Below are 14,751 nucleotides of genomic sequence, written 5' to 3'. Positions count from 1 at the left end.
TACTAGTTAACCGTGCGATTCTTCCCTGCGCAACGAGATGGGCGTCTCATTGGCGGCTCACTATGCTCATGGCCATGGCGTCCGTCTTCACGAAGATCATCAATGGTGAACTGCCCGGCCGATTTGTCTACGAGGACGACGAGAACGTGGCGTTCCTGACCATCGCGCCGATGACCCAGGGCCACACCCTGGTGGTGCCCCGCGCGGAGATCGACAACTGGCAGGACGTCGAGCCCGCGGTGTTCGGCCGCGTGATGGAGGTGTCACAGCTCATCGGCAAGGCGGTGTGCAAGGCGTTCGGTGCGCAGCGGGCCGGGGTGATCATCGCCGGCCTGGAGGTCCCGCACCTGCACGTGCACGTGTTCCCGGCGTACAACCTGACGGACTTCGGGTTCGCCAACGTCGACAACAACCCGTCGGCCGAGTCTCTCGACGAGGCGCAGGCCAAGATCAAAGCCGCGCTGGCAGATCTGCAATCCGCGGCAAGTTGACCGTGAAGCGGCACCCCCGCCCCGGCGCGGTGGTGACCTTCACCGTGCCGCCGTGCGCGTAGACCAGGGAATCGACGATCGACAGCCCCAGGCCGGTGCCGCCGCTGGCCCGGGTGCGCGATGAGTCGGCCCGGTAGAACCGTTCGAAGACACGACGGGCGTCCTCCTGGCTCATGCCCGGCCCCTCGTCGCACACCTCCAGCACGGCGTTGTCGCCTTCGGTGCCGACGCGCACGGTGATGCCCGCGTTCTCCGGTGTGTGCTGCACCGCGTTGGCGACGAGGTTGCCCAGCACCTGACGAAGCCGCGCCTCGTCCCCGAGCACCTCGGGCGTGCCGGGACCGTCGAAGACCTCCATCGTCACGTTTCGCTTCGGCGCGATCGACTGGGCATCGTGCACGGCGTCGGTGGCCAGCGCCAACAGGTCGACGCGGTGCTGGTCGAGTGGCCGTTGCGCATCCAGTCGCGCCAGCAACAGCAGGTCCTCGACGAGCAGGCCCATCCGCCGGGACTCGCTTTCGATCCGGCCCATCAACATCTCGATGTCGCGGGCCGCGCCCTGGCGATAGAGCTCGGCGAACCCGCGGATCGTGGTCAGCGGGGTCCGCAGCTCGTGGCTGGCGTCGGTGATGAACCGCCGCATGCGTTCCTCAGAGGTCCGCGCCTGCTCGGCGGAGGCCTCCGACGAAGCCACCGCCCGCTGGATCTGCGCGAGCATGCCGTTGAGCGCCGAGGACAGCCGGCCCACCTCAGTGCGCGGATCCCGTTCTGGCACACGGCGATCGAGCTGGCCGGCGGCGATGGCCGCGGCCGTCCGTTCCACCTCGACGAGCGGGCGCAGGCTGCGGTGCACCACCGCATACCCGACGACGCCGAGCACGAGCAGCACCGCCGCGCCGATCCCGACCTGCGACCAGACCAGCGCGCGCACCGACGACTGGACTTCCGACAGATCGATCGCGACGGTGGTGAGCCCGCCGGACGCGCCGCGAACAGTCATCGCCCGCCACTGCACGCTCGAATTGTCGATCGACCCGACGGTCACCGGCTCGGGGCCGACATCGTTGTCGTCGGGCAGCGCGGGTTCGGCCTCCCGGTCGTTGACCGCGATCCAGGTGCGGCCGTCCTCATCCACGCCGCGGACATAGAAATTCGACGGTGGCCGGGCTGGGTTGGGACCCTCCAACGGCGTCGTCGGCATGCGCCGCGGCTCCTGCGCCCAGCTGCGGGACGCATCGAGCAGCGTCTGATCGATTCGGCTGACCTCGGTGTGACGCATGATCGACGTGACCGCCACGCCCGAGGCGAGCAGGCCGCAGGCCACCAGCACGAGTGCGGCGGCCACCAGCCCGACGCGCAGCGGCACTCCACGCCGCCCACGGTTCACGCGGTCAAACACCTCAAAAGTATGCCGCCGCCAAGCAGGGCGTCAGCGCGGCTCGCGCAAAACATAGCCCACACCGCGCAGCGTGTGCAGCAGGCGCTTCTCGCCGGTGTCGATCTTGCGGCGCAGGTAGGAGACATAGGACTCGACGACGTTGACGTCGCCGCCGAAGTCGTAGCGCCACACGTGGTCGAGGATCTTGGGCTTAGACAGCACGGTGCCTGCGTTGATGATGAAGTAGCGCAGCAGGGTGAACTCGGTCGGCGACAACGAGACCGGCTCGCCCGCCTTCCACACCTCGTGGGTGTCCTCGTCGAGTTCGATGTCGGCGAAGGACAACCGGGCATTGCGGGGTTCTTCGACGCCCCGGCCCGACCGCCGCAGGATGACCCGCAGCCGGGCCACCACTTCTTCGAGACTGAACGGTTTGGTGACGTAGTCGTCACCGCCCAGCGTGAGCCCGGCGATCTTGTCCTGCAGGCTGTCTCGCGCGGTGAGGAACAGCGCGGGCGCATCGATGCCGTCGGCGCGCAGGCGGCGCAGCAGACCGAAGCCGTCCATGCCCGGCATCATCACGTCGAGGATGACCGCGTCGGGGCGGACCTCACGCGCCTTGTCCAGCGCCGCGGCACCGTTGGATGCGGTGTGCACCTCGAAGCCCTGGAACTTGAGGCTCACCGACAACAGCTCCACGATGTTGGCCTCGTCGTCCACGACGAGGATCCGGGCTTCCGGAACGCTTTCAGGCAGTGCAGGCATGGCCATTCCGCAATGTTGACGCTGTCGCTTGGAGTAATCCTGCACGCCAGCTGTGTACTTCCTGTGAGTTTGAGTGTGATCGCTCTCACCTAGACTGGCCCCATGAACCTCGGCAAGACGCTGGTCCAGTTTGCCACTGCCCCGGTACGCATAGGACTCGCAGTAGCCGACGCCGGCCTCGGTATCGCCGGCGAGACGCTCAACGCCGTACAGCGTGGCATCACCGACGCCAACCCGCTGAACGGCAGGTCATCGGTAGCGCACATGTTCGGCCTCGACGACGCCGTCGAGCGCGCGAACCGGCTCGCGCGACTCATGGACGACGACGCGCCACTGGGCCGGGCCCTCGCCCCCAACGGGCCGGTCGACCGGTTGCTGCGCCCGGGCGGCCTCGTCGACCAACTGACCGCCGAGGGCGGCCTGCTCGACCGACTCACCGCCGAGAACGGCGCCGTCGCGCGCGCCGTCGCACCCGGCGGGCTGATCGACCAGGTGACGATGGAAGGCGGCTTCCTCGACCGCATGACCACCGACGACGGAGCACTGTCGCGGGTCATCGCGCCGGGCGGGTTGGCCGATCAACTCCTCGCCAACGACGGGCTCATCGAACGCGTCCTGCGCGAAGACGGCGTCGCCGACCGGCTCCTCGCCGAAGGCGGCCTGCTCGACACCCTGACCGACCCGGACGGGCCCCTCCTCAAACTCGCCGACGTCGCCGACACCCTCAACCGACTGGCACCCGGCCTCGAGGCACTGGCACCGACCATCGACGCCCTGCACGACGCCGTCGTGACCCTGAGCCAGGTCGTCAACCCGCTCAGCAACATCGCCGACCGGATCCCGCTGCCCCGCCGTTACGGCAAGCGAACCGCACCACGGCCCGTCACATCCCAGCGAATTATCGACGCCGACGAGTGACCCGTTAAGCTAGGGCGCGTTCCACCCGCCTCCTTAGCTCAGTGGTAGAGCACTCGCCTTGTAAGCGAAAGGTCGTCAGTTCAATCCTGACAGGGGGCTCCACCGCGTCCATCGACTCTGCGTCCAGGGCGCAAAAGTGCGAGTAACCAACGCCCTCGCCGCAGAGTCAATTCTCGTCGGCGATCTGTTCCCTGCTCTCGTGTTGCCCAGGAGCCTCGGGATCCTCGCCTTGGCGGTCGAATTCGTCCTGTTGCTTCTGCTGCCGTTCGGTTGCCTCGCGTGCGTCCTTCGGTACCGGCCGACCACCATCGCTTTGATCCATGGATCGTGAATCGCCCGCAGTCGCGGCGGCTAAACCCGCGCGGTCAGTTTCCGCAGCGTCTGATATTCAGCGTCGCGGTACGGCCGGCCGTCGGGCCGGAGTAGATCGCTGAACCAGACCTTCGGCACCTCGGTGTAGGGCTTGTCCCAGGAATCCCACGGAAAATAGGTCTGGGTCTTGCCCGCGACCAGTCCCCAGCTGTACGCACCGACGTTGTGCCGCTTGGCGATTGGCAGCACCCCTTCGATCGTGCTGCCCTCGTTGCGGGCCAGATATTCGGTGCACAGGATGGGTCGCCCGTAGGGCGCGAGTTCGGCGATGCGAGCTTCGAAGTCGCTCGGCCCGCCGTAGGAGTGAAAGGAGATGACGTCGGAGTTGTCGAGCTGGAAGTTGTCCATTTCGCTGCGACTGCCCGGGCCCCAGCTCCCCTGCCATACGCCACTCGTCAACGGCTGCACCGGATCGACCGAGCGCGCCCATCCGAACACTTGCGGAAGCAGACCCCCGACGAGGTCGATCTTGTCCTTGCGTTCGACATTGCGGTACTGCTTGGCGGGGTTGTCCGGCTCGTTCCACAGATCCCAGCCGAGGACGCGATTGTCGGTGCGGAACTGGCTCATCACACCGATCACGTAGTCGCGCAGCAGCGGGCGGTAGCGGGGGTCGTCGATGCGCTCAGCGCCGGGGCTCTGCACCCAGCCCGAGTTGTGGACGCCGGGTGTCGGCGCGCGCTGGGCGCCGAGTTTGGGGTTCGGGTCCCAGCACGAGTCGAAGAAGACGAACAACGGTTTGATGCCCTGGCGCGCCGCGATCGAGACGAACTGCGCGAGCCGGCGTTGAAAGCCGCCGCGGTCCTGCGCCCACAACAGATCGTGTAGGAACACCCGGACGGTGTTGAACCCGAGCAGCCGGCACGCCCCGAGCTCACTGTCGATGCGCCGGGGGTCGTAGGTGCCCGGCGCAAACATCTCGAGTTGGTTGATGGCGTTCGACGTGATGAAGTTCGTGCCGACGAGCCAGCCCTGCGCCTGATACCACGCGTTCGCCCGCTCGACCGGCCACTGGCCTGGTGCGGCGCTCGCGCGAGGAAGGGTGGACAGCGCCTGGGGAAGAGCCATGGATGCTGCGAGTACCAGCGGAATTTTCAAGGCTGTTCGACGGTGCACTTAGTGAACATAGTGGGCCCCAGCAAAATACCGAGCCTCACGTATCACATTGCAACCATTGAGGTTTCAAATTGTTATCCGCGGCTTGTCACAGGCGGCCCACCACATAGGACGCGGCTTCGGCCGTCATCCCGTTCACGCCGTACATCGCATGCGCGAAGCTCGGACCACCGACGGGCGCTCCATCGCAGATCGTGTCACCCGGTGCGCACAGGTCGATTGTCTTGTCGGCGTAGCGCGGCCCGATCACCACCGGCGGCGCACCGACGTCGCGCATGAACTGGTCCGACGGCTTACCCATCAGGACCACGGCCGCGACATGGTCGGACACCTCGGGCGGCATCGGATCGGGGATGTACTGCTCGTACTCGGTGGGCACGGAATCCGGGATGGCAGCCGAGGTCACGAAGCCCGCCACGACAGCGCCCTGTGAGTAGCCGCCGAGCACGACCCTGGTGTTGGGACAACTCGCCGCAGTGGCCTCGACATGGTTTGCGGCGTCGCGGATTCCGTCGACGACGGTCTTGGCGAATTCGATTCGGTCGCCGAAGTTGCCGCTCGCCGGGTAGTTCACCGGGTACACGTTGACCGACTTGCCGCCGGCTTGCGCACGCAGCGCATCGACGAAGGCCTGGCCGGTTCCGCCGACGCCGGGTGGCTCATAGGTGCCGCGCGCGAATATCACTTCGACGTCGGGACACGGTTCGGCCGCCGCGACCGGGGCGGGGGCGATCGGCAGTACACACGCGGCTAACAGCGCAGCACCCTGGACAAGCTTGGCGACCTTCATGAGAACTCCACGTGCGCATCGGACGAATGAGACCGTTGCCGTTCCCCATGCTGGCACATCGCAAACCCCGTGAACGCAGGTCTAGCAAATCTGGACGAGTTCTAGTTGCGGTGCGAGCCATCAGGCCGGTTCCCAAACCAGACGGAAATGACGCTCTCCTCTTTAGGCACGTTGCTTTCCGTTGTACGATAACGGCACTCTTGACGACGGCGTCGGCTGCCCGGCGGCCTACTTACGCGCAGAAGTAACCGACGGATTGGAGCGATCCTATGGCCCCAGCAGCACCGGAAACCGTCGCCACCCGCTACGCAGGCCGACGCGTCGAGCGGGTCGAGGACACCCGGCTGCTGACCGGTCGCGGCACGTTCGTCGACGACATCACGCGTCCCGGCATGCTGCACGCGTGCTTCGTCCGCAGCCCGTACGCGCGCGCAAAGATCAACGGCATCGACGCCACTGCCGCGCTCGCGCTGCCCGGCGTCCACGCGGTCTTCACGGCCGACGACATCAACCCGGACGTGAAGGAGGCCTGGCACGCCGTCGCAGGCAAGGACGTCCCCGATACGCCACGTCCGCCGCTGGCCGACAGTGAGGCGAAGTTCGTCGGCGACCCGGTGGCGATCGTCGTCGCAAACAGCCGCCGCCTCGCCGAAGACGCCGTCGACCTCGTCGACGTGAGTTACGAACCGCTGCCCGCGGTCGCCGACTTCCGGAAGGCGGTCGGCGGGTCCGATGCCGGTGTTCCGGTCGTCCACGAGGCCTACCCCGACAACGTCGCAGGCGGTATGGGTGGCGCACCGCCGGACGAAGAGGTCTTCGCCAACGCGGCCCACGTCGTGAAAGAGCACATCTATCAGCAGATGTATGTGCCGGTGCCGATGGAGACCCGCGGCCTGGTCGTCGAATGGACCGCGGGCACTGAGGAACTGACCATCTGGGGTTCGACGCAGACACCGCACGAGCTTCGCGCGTTCGCGGCGCGCCTGCTGGGCATCCCCGCGCAGGGAGTCCGGGTCATCGTACGCGACACCGGCGGCGGGTTCGGCCAGAAGGTCGTGCCGATGCGCGAGGACATGTGCATCCTGCTGGCCGCGCGCAAGGTGCCCGCCGCGCTGAAGTGGATCGAGGACCGACGCGAAAACCTCATGTCGGCCGGGCAGTCCCGTCACGTCGACGGCACCGTCCGGATGGCATTCGACGAAGACGGCAAGATCCTGGCCGCCGACATCGACTTCGTGCAGGACATCGGTTCATACCCGACGCCCTATCCGGTGTTGACCACCGCGGCCATCGGGATGTTCTTCCCGGGCCCGTACCGGATACCCAAGGCCAGCTTCAACTACAAGACGGTGTTCTCCAACACCGCCGGGCTGCACGCCTACCGCGGTCCATGGCAGTACGAAACCCTCACGCGCGAAATGCTTCTCGACATCGCCGCGCGCAAGATGGGCATGGATCCCGTTGAGCTCCGGCGCATCAACATCCTGCGTGGTGACGAGATGCCGTTCTTCAACCCCAACGGCATGCCCTACGACAACTGCGCACCCGCCGACACATTCGAACAGGCCGTCAAGATCCTCGATCACGAGGGATTCCGCAAGGAGCAGGCCGATGCGCTGGCCGAGGGGCGCTACATCGGTCTGGGTTTCTCGGCGTACATCGAACCCACCGGCGCGGCGACGGGGCACCTCGCGACCGAAGGCGCGACGATCCGGATGGAGCCGACCGGAAAGATCAACGTCTATGTCAACGGCGGCTCGAGCGGCAACAGCATCGAGACCACCGTCGTGCAGCTCACCGCAGATGCGTTGGGCGCCAACATCGATGATGTGTCGACCATTCAGGGTGACACCGCCGTGACGCCCTACGGCGCAGGCACTCAGGGCAGCCGCAGCGGGCCGATGACGGCGGGCGCGGTCAACGAGGCAGGCACGATCCTGCGCAACCAGATCGTCGCGATCGCGGCGCAGATGCTCGGCGCCGAACCGGCCGACATCGAACTCAGCGGGTCGAAGGCCACCGTCCGCGACAATCCCGACAAGTCGGTGAGCTTCGCCGACATCGCCTACCGCTCGTACTACGAGCCCGCACAGCTCGGCGGGACATCCCCCACGCTGGAGGCCACCGCGCGGTTCAACTCACAGGCAATGATCCACTGGGCCAACGCCACCCACGCCTGTACGTGTGAGGTCGATGTCGACACCGGGTACGTCACGCTGACGCGCTACATCGTGAGCGAGGACGTCGGCCCGATGATCAACCCGAATGTCGTGGAAGGGCAGGTCGCCGGCGGCACGGTGCAGGGCATCGGCGGCGCACTGCTTGAGCAACTGGCCTACGACGAGGACGGAAACCCGCTGTCGTCGACGTTTGTCGACTACCTTCTGCCCACCGCGACCGAGGTGCCGCCGATCGAGTTCGGCCATGTCGAGATTCCCGGCCCGGGCGTCGGTGGTTACAAGGGTGCCGGCGAGGGCGGTGCGATCGGATCACCGCCCGCCGTCATCAACGCGATCAACGATGCGCTCGCCCCGCTGGGCGTCACCATCACCGAACTCCCCGCCAGCCCTTCGAAGATCGTCGAGCTCATCGAGCAGTCTGGCGGGCAGGAGCGAAGCGACCGGGGAATCAACCCATCCCGAAAGGACTCCTAACCGTGGAACTCAACAACGAATTCCGGGTCGCGGTGCCCGCCGCCAAGACCTGGGAGGTGCTCACCGATGTCGAGCGGGTCGCGCCCTGCCTGCCGGGCGCGACGCTGCTGAGCGTGAACGGCGACGAGTTCACCGGCGCGGTCAAGGTGAAGGTCGGTCCGATCACGGTGTCCTACCAGGGCGAGGCCGCGTTCCGGGAGAAGGACGCCAAAGCACAGCGGGTCGTGCTCAAAGCCAACGGCAAGGAAACCCGTGGCAACGGAACGGCATCCGCGCTCGTCACCGCACAACTGAAGGACGAGGGCGACGCGACGACCGTCGTCGTCACGACCGACCTCGCGATCTCCGGTAAGGCCGCCCAGTTCGGCCGCGGTGTGCTCGCCGACGTCGCGGGAAACCTGATCGGCCAGTTCGCCAAGAGCCTCGAAGCCGAGGTGCTCGGAAGCGCCGCGCCGGCCGCCGGAACTTCTTCGGCGGCAACCGAATCCGGCCCGCAAGAGGCCGCCCCGATCAACGCGCTCGCACTGGCCAGGGTGATGGCGGTGCCGATGGCGAAGCGGTTCGCGCCCGCGATCGGCGCGGTCGCGGCCGCCGGCGTGGTCGGGTTCCTGCTGGGCCGGCGCCGCGCGAAGCCGGCTCCGAGCCTGCTGCGGCCCGAAGACCTGCAGGCCGCTCTGTTGCGGTTGGTGTCGTGAAAGCCGCCGCGTTCGCCTACCACCGCCCCGCGACCGTGGCCGAGGCGGTGCACATGCTCGGCGAGTTCGGCGATGACGCGAAAATCCTCGCGGGCGGGCAGAGCCTGGTTCCGATGCTCGCGATGCGGTTGACGCACTTCGACAACCTCATCGACATCTCCCGCGTCACCGAACTCAACGACATCGACCGTCAGGACGACACCGTCCGAATCGGCGCGGCGACACCGCATGCACTGGTCGGGATGGACGACGAGGTCGCGGAATCGGTACCGCTGCTGACGATGGCCACCCCGCACATCGGGCACTTCCAGATCCGCACCCGCGGAACCCTCGGCGGTGCCATCGCCCACGCGGACCCGGCGGCCGAGTACGCCGCGGTGGCGCTCGCGCTCGACGCCACCATCGAAGCCACCTCACCACGCGGTACCCGGGAGATCGGCGCAGCGGAATTCTTCACCGGGCTGTGGCAGACCGCGCTGGCCCCCGACGAGATCCTGACGGCGGTGCGGTTCCCGGTGTGGTCCGGTCGCTGCGGTTTCGGGGTTCAGGAATTCGCCCGGCGCCATGGCGATTTCGCGATCGCCGGGGCCGTCGTGGGTATCGAGCTCGACGACGACAACCGGGTGAGCCGCTGCGGCATCGGCCTGTTGGGGCTCGGATCCACCCCGAAACGGGCCACCCCCGCCGAAGCCGCCGTGACCGGCACCCCGATCGGCAATGTGACGGCCGAGGAGATCGGCCGGCTCGCGATGTCCGAGCTCACCGACGTACCCGCCGACCTGCAAGGTTCGGCGTCCTACCGCACTCGGGTCGGAGCCGCGATGGTGGCAAGGGCCTGGACACAAGCAAGCGTGGAGGCGCTCAATGCATGAACTGCCGGTGCAGGTTTCGGTCAACGGGCGCACCCATCAAGCCGTGGTCGAACCACGGGTGACGCTCGCCGACTTCCTGCGTGAACAGTGCGGTCTGACCGGCACGCATCTCGGCTGTGAACACGGCGCGTGCGGCGCCTGCACGGTGCTGCTGGACGGCCAGGCCGTGCGCTCATGCCTGATCTTCGCCGTACAGGTCGAGGGCCAGGAGGTGACGACCGTCGAAGGTATCGCCGAACCGGACGGCGGGCTGTCACCCGTGCAGGCCGCGCTCAAGGAATGCCACGGCCTGCAGTGTGGCTTCTGCACACCGGGTTTCGTCACATCGATCACCGCGCTGCTGCGTGACAATCCGACGCCCACCGACGAGGAGATCCGCGAAGGCCTGTCCGGCAACTTCTGCCGCTGCACGGGCTACCAAGGCATTGTCAACGCCGTGCACCGCGCAGCGGGTTCGCCCGCCCCCGCCACAATGGAGGCATGAGGATCGGATTCATCGGCCTGGGCAACATGGGCGCGGCCATGGCCGCCAACCTGCTCAAGGCCGGACACGAGGTCACTGCGTACAACAGATCACCCGACAAGGTGGCCGACCTGGCGAACCAGGGCGCGCTGCCTGCGGCGTCGGTCGCCGACGCCTGTCGCGGCGACGTGGTGATCACCATGCTGGCCAACGACGCCGCGGTCGAGGCCGTGACGTTCGGCGACGACGGGATCCTCGGCGCCCTGCCCGAAGACAGTGTGCACATCTCGTCGTCGACCATCAGCGTCGCGCTCGCCGAGCGGCTCACCGAAGCCCACACCGGCGCCGGGCAGCGGTTCGTCAGCGCACCGGTGTTCGGCAGGCCCGAGGCCGCGGCCGCCGCCAAGTTGTTCGTCGTGGCGGCAGGCGCGGCGAGCGACATGACGACGGTGTCCCCGATTTTTGATGCGATCGGGCAACGCACGTTCGTGCTCGGCGACGATCCCAAGACTGCGAGCCTGGTCAAGATCAGCGGTAACTTCTTGATCGCGTCGGTGATCGAATCCCTCGGTGAGGCAATGGCATTGGTCGGCAAGGCCGGCGTCGACAAGCAGCAGTATCTCGACCTGCTGACCTCGACGTTGTTCGACGCCCCGGCCTACCGGACCTACGGCGGGCTGCTGGCCCGCGAGGAATTCACGCCCGCGGGCTTCGCCGCGCGGCTCGGCCTCAAAGACGTCAAGCTCGCCCTCAGTGCCGGCGAGGATCTGCAGGTGCCACTGCCGGTGGCGAGCCTGTTGCGCGACCGGTTCCTGACGCTCATGGCCACCGGCGGCGGCGAGCTCGACTGGTCGGCGGTCGGCGCGCTGAGCGCCTCGGAGGCCGGCGGAGCAAGCCCGGCTCAGTAACCCCGACCGGTGACCTACTCGGTCGGCACGACCCCGCGTAGTCCGTCGGCGCCGAACAGCGGTTCGAGCATGCCCGAGATGTCGGGGCCGCGGCGCAACCCGTGGCCGCCGTCGACGTTGATGGCCTGCCCGGTGATCCAGCCCGAGGCGTCACTGAGGAGGAACACCGCGAGGTTGGCGATGTCTTCGACCTCGCCGAACCGGGGCAGCGGCGTACAGGCCTTGTAGTCGTCGGTCACGGCAGGCACGTCCATGATGGGGCCGACCATCTCGGTGCGGGTCAGGCCGGGCCGGATGCTGTTGACCCGTACCCACGACGGGCCGAGTTCGTCGGCGGCCAGCATCAACAGGTGGTCGAGCGCGGCCTTGCTGACGCCGTAGGCACCGAACCAGCGGTGGATGTTGCTCGACGCGATCGAGGAGATGCCGACGAACGACCCGCCGCCGCCGCGCACCATCTCCCGGCCTGCGTGCTTGAGCAGGTACATGGTGCCGTTGACGTTGAGATCGACCGTGCGCCGCCACAGTTCCGAGTCGATCTGGGTGATCGGGCCGATGGTCTCGGATCCGCCCGCGCTGTGCACGACCCCGTGCAAGCGACCATGCCACGCCGTCGCGGCGTCGACCGCACGGCTGACCTCGTCCTCGTTGGTCACATCGGCGGGTTCATAGCGGACCGAACCCGGCCCCTGCGCGCTGAGTTCGTCGGCGGCCGCACTCAGCTTGTCGGCGTTGCGGCCGATGAGCATCGCGTTGCCGCCCGATGCGACGATCGCCGCGGCAGCACCCTTGCCGATACCGCTACCACCACCGGTGACCAGATACGTACGATCCGCCAAGGACAGCTGCACTGCTGTGACCCCTTTACCCGAAACTGAAACAGGTTCTTGTCAGGTCAAGGTGTATCACGCCGGGCCGGCTTGGGTGCACCCAATGTGCGCCAATCCGGGACATCCGGCGGGAGGCCCACCGGGAACCGGTTCTCGTTGGCCGCGGCCCAGTGCGCATGTCCGAGTTCGTGGATGTGGAATGCGTGCCGCAACGCCTCGGTGAAGCCCATCGCGTCGCTGGCCGCGTTGACCGAGTCTTTGATCAGCAGCGCCGCCATGGTCGGCCGTTCGGCGATCCGGCGCGCGAATTCCAGTGTCTTGTCCTCGAGTTCGTCACGCGGGAAGATCTTCGACACCATCCCGAGCCGGTGCGCCTCGTCGGCGTCGATCGAATCACCGGTCAGCAGAAGCTCTTTGGCTTTGCGTGGCCCGAATTCCCACGGGTGCGCGTAGTATTCGACGCCCGGCATCCCCATTCGCACGCCGACCACGTCGCTGAACTTGGCGTCGTCGGCGGCGACGATGAGGTCGCAGGCCCAGATCAGCATCAGGCCGGCCGAGATCGCGTTTCCCTGCACCTGCGCGATGGTGATCTTGCGCAGATCCCGCCACCGCCGGGTGTTCTCGAAGTAGAAATGCCACTCCTGCAGATAGGTTCGCTCGGCGACGCCTGCGGCGGTCGCACCGTGCGAACGAAAAGTCGGGTGCTGGTCCGGGCCGGGTTGCCGTTCGGCGAGCGCCTCCTCGGACCCCAGATCGTGGCCGGCCGAGAAGTTCTTGCCGCGCGCGGCGAGGATCACCACGCGGACCTGGTCGTCGGCCTCGGCCCGGCCGAACGCTTCGTCCAGTTGCACGAGCAGCGTTCGCGATTGCGCGTTCTGCGCGGCAGGGCGGTTCAGCCAGATCCGTGCGATACGTCCGTCGTCGAGGGTCTCGTAAGCCACCTGGTTGGACGCGTCGTCCGAACTGACCATGTCGAAACCACCTCGCTGCGGGACCGGCACTTAACAAACTGCACCTTACGTGTATCACGGCCACTGGCTCACACCGGGATCACAGCAATCTGGCAGTGGCCTCACAGCCAGCTGCAAGCTGCATGAGGACCATCGGATCATCGAGCGTATTTATGTTGCGGCACGTAGGATGTCGTCACCAGGCGATTTCGCGGCGGACGATGGATGAGCCATCGCCGCCAAGCAGTCAGCAAACTGGGCAGGCACTCCAGAAAAGGGCATGACGAATGACCATCTCCCAGCTCTCAGCACGGCGGCTGATCGTTGTGGGCGGCCTTGCCGCGGCGATCGCCGCAGCACCGGCGATCACGGCATTCACCATTCCGGCGACCGCGCTCGCCGCGTGCCCCAGCGGCGAGACCGAAGACACCTTCACCGGTGTCTGCGTACCCGACCTCGTTCCCAACTCCCCCGAGTTCACGTCCGCTCCCGGGCAGCTTCCGCAGATCGACGGCATCCCGTGCACGGGCGCCAACTCCGGGCAGTGCATCGGCCTCGCCGAGGAGCAGGAGGCGCAGGGGCCGCAGCCCGTTCCGCAGTCGACGGTCGGCAGCAGCCCGACCGCCACCGGCCACATCGGCTGATCCGGCAACCACAGGGAGTTAGCAGACCCCATACAGCCGAACCCCAGCAGTCCTAGACTGTTGGGGTGACGTCACGTCTGCTGTTCGGAGCAGGATTCGCCGCCACCGTGGCCGGTGTCGCGGCGGTTTCCTTGCTGCCCGGCGTGACGCCGGCGGCGTCGGCTTCGTGCGCACCGGGCGAAGAATCCGACGTCTTCACGACGGTTTGTACACCTTTTATGGTGCCTAATTCACCCTCGCCGTTCACCTCGATACCGGGTAATCCCGATATCCCCGCCATCGACGGCATACCGTGCACCGGCCGCAATGCCGGACAGTGCATAGGCCTGGCCGAGGACGCCGAGGCTGCTGGACCGCAACCGATTCCGCGGTCGACCATCAGCGCGAGCCCTTAGTTTCCCAGGCAACTAGTAGAACTAATGCAGATTCCTCTCAGGTTCCATAGAATCCTCCCGACGAAACAGTCGAATAACTACAGAAAGCGTGACGATGGCGACCTTCCCGTACTCGATGCGACGACTGATCCTTGCCGGCGGATTTGTGGTTGCAGCGGCCGCCGCTCCGGCGATCACCGTCTTCGCCGTTCCGATGTCGTCCGCTCCCGCGGTGGCATGCCCCTCGGGCGAAGAAGAAGACCTCTACACCGGGGTGTGCGTCCCGCACACGGTGCCGAACTCGGGCGGCGCGTTCAGCCCCATTCCCGGTAACCCCAGCCTTCCCGCGGTGAACCTGCCCGGTGGCGGCGGTGCCATCCCGTGCACCGGCGCCAACTCCGGTCAGTGCATCGGCCTGGCCGAGGAGGCCCAGGCAGCCGGACCTCAGGCCGTGCCGGAGTCGACCGTCGGCAGCAGCCCGACAGTTCACGGTTCGATCGGCTGATCCAGCGGTAGGCGACCGGGTTT

The 14,751-nt window shown here is 67.0% G+C and carries 17 protein-coding genes and 1 tRNA gene; 11 read left to right on the top strand and 7 right to left on the bottom strand.

Features of this window, described 5'->3' with window-relative positions; genetic code table 11:
• The first annotated feature begins 74 nt into the window (after positions 1-74).
• Positions 75-491, top strand: coding sequence for an HIT family protein (locus tag ACOI2T_RS04510; protein WP_067846993.1), 417 nt, complete (start codon positions 75-77; stop codon positions 489-491).
• On the opposite strand, the gene ACOI2T_RS04505 is transcribed toward ACOI2T_RS04510, so the two are convergent.
• Positions 451-1,890: a sensor histidine kinase gene (locus ACOI2T_RS04505; protein WP_234790783.1), complete on the bottom strand. Its 1,440-nt coding sequence runs from the start codon at positions 1,888-1,890 to the stop codon at positions 451-453. The two genes, ACOI2T_RS04510 and ACOI2T_RS04505, sit on opposite strands and share 41 nt — an antisense overlap.
• Positions 1,891-1,920: 30 nt before the next feature.
• The gene (locus ACOI2T_RS04500; RefSeq protein WP_067846670.1) at positions 1,921-2,640 is read right to left on the bottom strand and encodes a response regulator transcription factor; all 720 of its coding nucleotides are present in this window, start codon (positions 2,638-2,640) and stop codon (positions 1,921-1,923) included.
• 96 nt (positions 2,641-2,736) lie between these two features.
• On the opposite strand from ACOI2T_RS04500, the gene ACOI2T_RS04495 reads away from it, so the two are divergent.
• Positions 2,737-3,552 carry a hypothetical protein gene (locus tag ACOI2T_RS04495; protein ID WP_409503910.1) on the top strand — a complete coding sequence of 272 codons (816 nt, stop codon included), beginning with the start codon at positions 2,737-2,739 and terminating at the stop codon, positions 3,550-3,552.
• A gap of 27 nt (positions 3,553-3,579) precedes the next feature.
• Positions 3,580-3,654, top strand: a tRNA-Thr gene (locus ACOI2T_RS04490).
• Between the two features lie 64 nt (positions 3,655-3,718).
• On the opposite strand, the gene ACOI2T_RS04485 is transcribed toward ACOI2T_RS04490, so the two are convergent.
• The 3 genes from ACOI2T_RS04485 to ACOI2T_RS04475 all read right to left on the bottom strand — a co-directional run bounded on the left by ACOI2T_RS04485 (position 3,719) and on the right by ACOI2T_RS04475 (position 5,830).
• On the bottom strand, positions 3,719-3,874 hold the full coding sequence (locus ACOI2T_RS04485) for a hypothetical protein (protein ID WP_409503911.1): 156 nt from the start codon (positions 3,872-3,874) through the stop codon (positions 3,719-3,721).
• Between the two features lie 29 nt (positions 3,875-3,903).
• Positions 3,904-5,040 (bottom strand): glycoside hydrolase 5 family protein, encoded by a 1,137-nt coding sequence (locus ACOI2T_RS04480; RefSeq protein WP_409503912.1) that lies wholly within the window; start codon positions 5,038-5,040, stop codon positions 3,904-3,906.
• 88 nt (positions 5,041-5,128) lie between these two features.
• Complete coding sequence (locus tag ACOI2T_RS04475) at positions 5,129-5,830, bottom strand: cutinase family protein (RefSeq protein ID WP_409503913.1); 702 nt, start codon at positions 5,828-5,830, stop codon at positions 5,129-5,131.
• A 269-nt stretch (positions 5,831-6,099) separates the two neighbouring features.
• On the opposite strand from ACOI2T_RS04475, the gene ACOI2T_RS04470 reads away from it, so the two are divergent.
• Genes ACOI2T_RS04470 through ACOI2T_RS04450 form a run of 5 tightly spaced genes read left to right on the top strand, consistent with a single transcriptional unit; the run spans position 6,100 to position 11,422 of the window.
• On the top strand, positions 6,100-8,484 hold the full coding sequence (locus ACOI2T_RS04470; RefSeq protein ID WP_409503914.1) for a xanthine dehydrogenase family protein molybdopterin-binding subunit: 2,385 nt from the start codon (positions 6,100-6,102) through the stop codon (positions 8,482-8,484).
• A gap of 2 nt (positions 8,485-8,486) precedes the next feature.
• Positions 8,487-9,179, top strand: a complete 693-nt coding sequence (locus ACOI2T_RS04465; RefSeq protein WP_409503915.1) for an SRPBCC family protein — start codon at positions 8,487-8,489, stop codon at positions 9,177-9,179.
• Positions 9,176-10,051, top strand: coding sequence for an FAD binding domain-containing protein (locus ACOI2T_RS04460; protein WP_409503916.1), 876 nt, complete (start codon positions 9,176-9,178; stop codon positions 10,049-10,051). The genes ACOI2T_RS04465 and ACOI2T_RS04460 overlap by 4 nt, the downstream gene beginning before the upstream one ends.
• Entirely contained in the window at positions 10,044-10,535 is a 492-nt protein-coding gene (locus ACOI2T_RS04455; protein ID WP_067846693.1) for a (2Fe-2S)-binding protein, read from the top strand. Before ACOI2T_RS04460 ends, ACOI2T_RS04455 begins: the two co-directional genes overlap by 8 nt.
• A complete protein-coding gene (locus ACOI2T_RS04450; protein ID WP_409503917.1) occupies positions 10,532-11,422 on the top strand; it encodes an NAD(P)-dependent oxidoreductase in 891 nt (296 codons plus the stop codon). Before ACOI2T_RS04455 ends, ACOI2T_RS04450 begins: the two co-directional genes overlap by 4 nt.
• Before the next feature lie 14 nt (positions 11,423-11,436).
• Here ACOI2T_RS04450 and ACOI2T_RS04445 read toward each other — a convergent pair whose 3' ends face one another.
• The gene (locus ACOI2T_RS04445; protein WP_409503918.1) at positions 11,437-12,273 is read right to left on the bottom strand and encodes an SDR family oxidoreductase; all 837 of its coding nucleotides are present in this window, start codon (positions 12,271-12,273) and stop codon (positions 11,437-11,439) included.
• A gap of 44 nt (positions 12,274-12,317) precedes the next feature.
• Positions 12,318-13,226 (bottom strand): enoyl-CoA hydratase, encoded by a 909-nt coding sequence (locus tag ACOI2T_RS04440; RefSeq protein WP_409503919.1) that lies wholly within the window; start codon positions 13,224-13,226, stop codon positions 12,318-12,320.
• Positions 13,227-13,492: 266 nt separating this feature from the next.
• Here ACOI2T_RS04440 and ACOI2T_RS04435 point away from each other — a divergent pair, with 266 nt between their 5' ends.
• The 3 genes from ACOI2T_RS04435 (at position 13,493) to ACOI2T_RS04425 (ending at position 14,728) form a co-directional block, all read left to right on the top strand.
• Positions 13,493-13,849: an intersectin-EH binding protein Ibp1 gene (locus tag ACOI2T_RS04435; RefSeq protein ID WP_409503920.1), complete on the top strand. Its 357-nt coding sequence runs from the start codon at positions 13,493-13,495 to the stop codon at positions 13,847-13,849.
• 65 nt (positions 13,850-13,914) lie between these two features.
• Positions 13,915-14,244 (top strand): hypothetical protein, encoded by a 330-nt coding sequence (locus tag ACOI2T_RS04430; protein ID WP_409503921.1) that lies wholly within the window; start codon positions 13,915-13,917, stop codon positions 14,242-14,244.
• Between the two features lie 94 nt (positions 14,245-14,338).
• On the top strand, positions 14,339-14,728 hold the full coding sequence (locus ACOI2T_RS04425) for an intersectin-EH binding protein Ibp1 (RefSeq protein WP_084356517.1): 390 nt from the start codon (positions 14,339-14,341) through the stop codon (positions 14,726-14,728).
• Positions 14,729-14,751 lie beyond the last annotated feature (23 nt).

The organism is Mycolicibacterium wolinskyi str. Jessa 2025 (genome assembly GCF_049241375.1).
GTDB lineage: Bacteria > Actinomycetota > Actinomycetes > Mycobacteriales > Mycobacteriaceae > Mycobacterium > Mycobacterium wolinskyi.
This window is presented reverse-complemented; position numbering and strand designations above follow the sequence as displayed.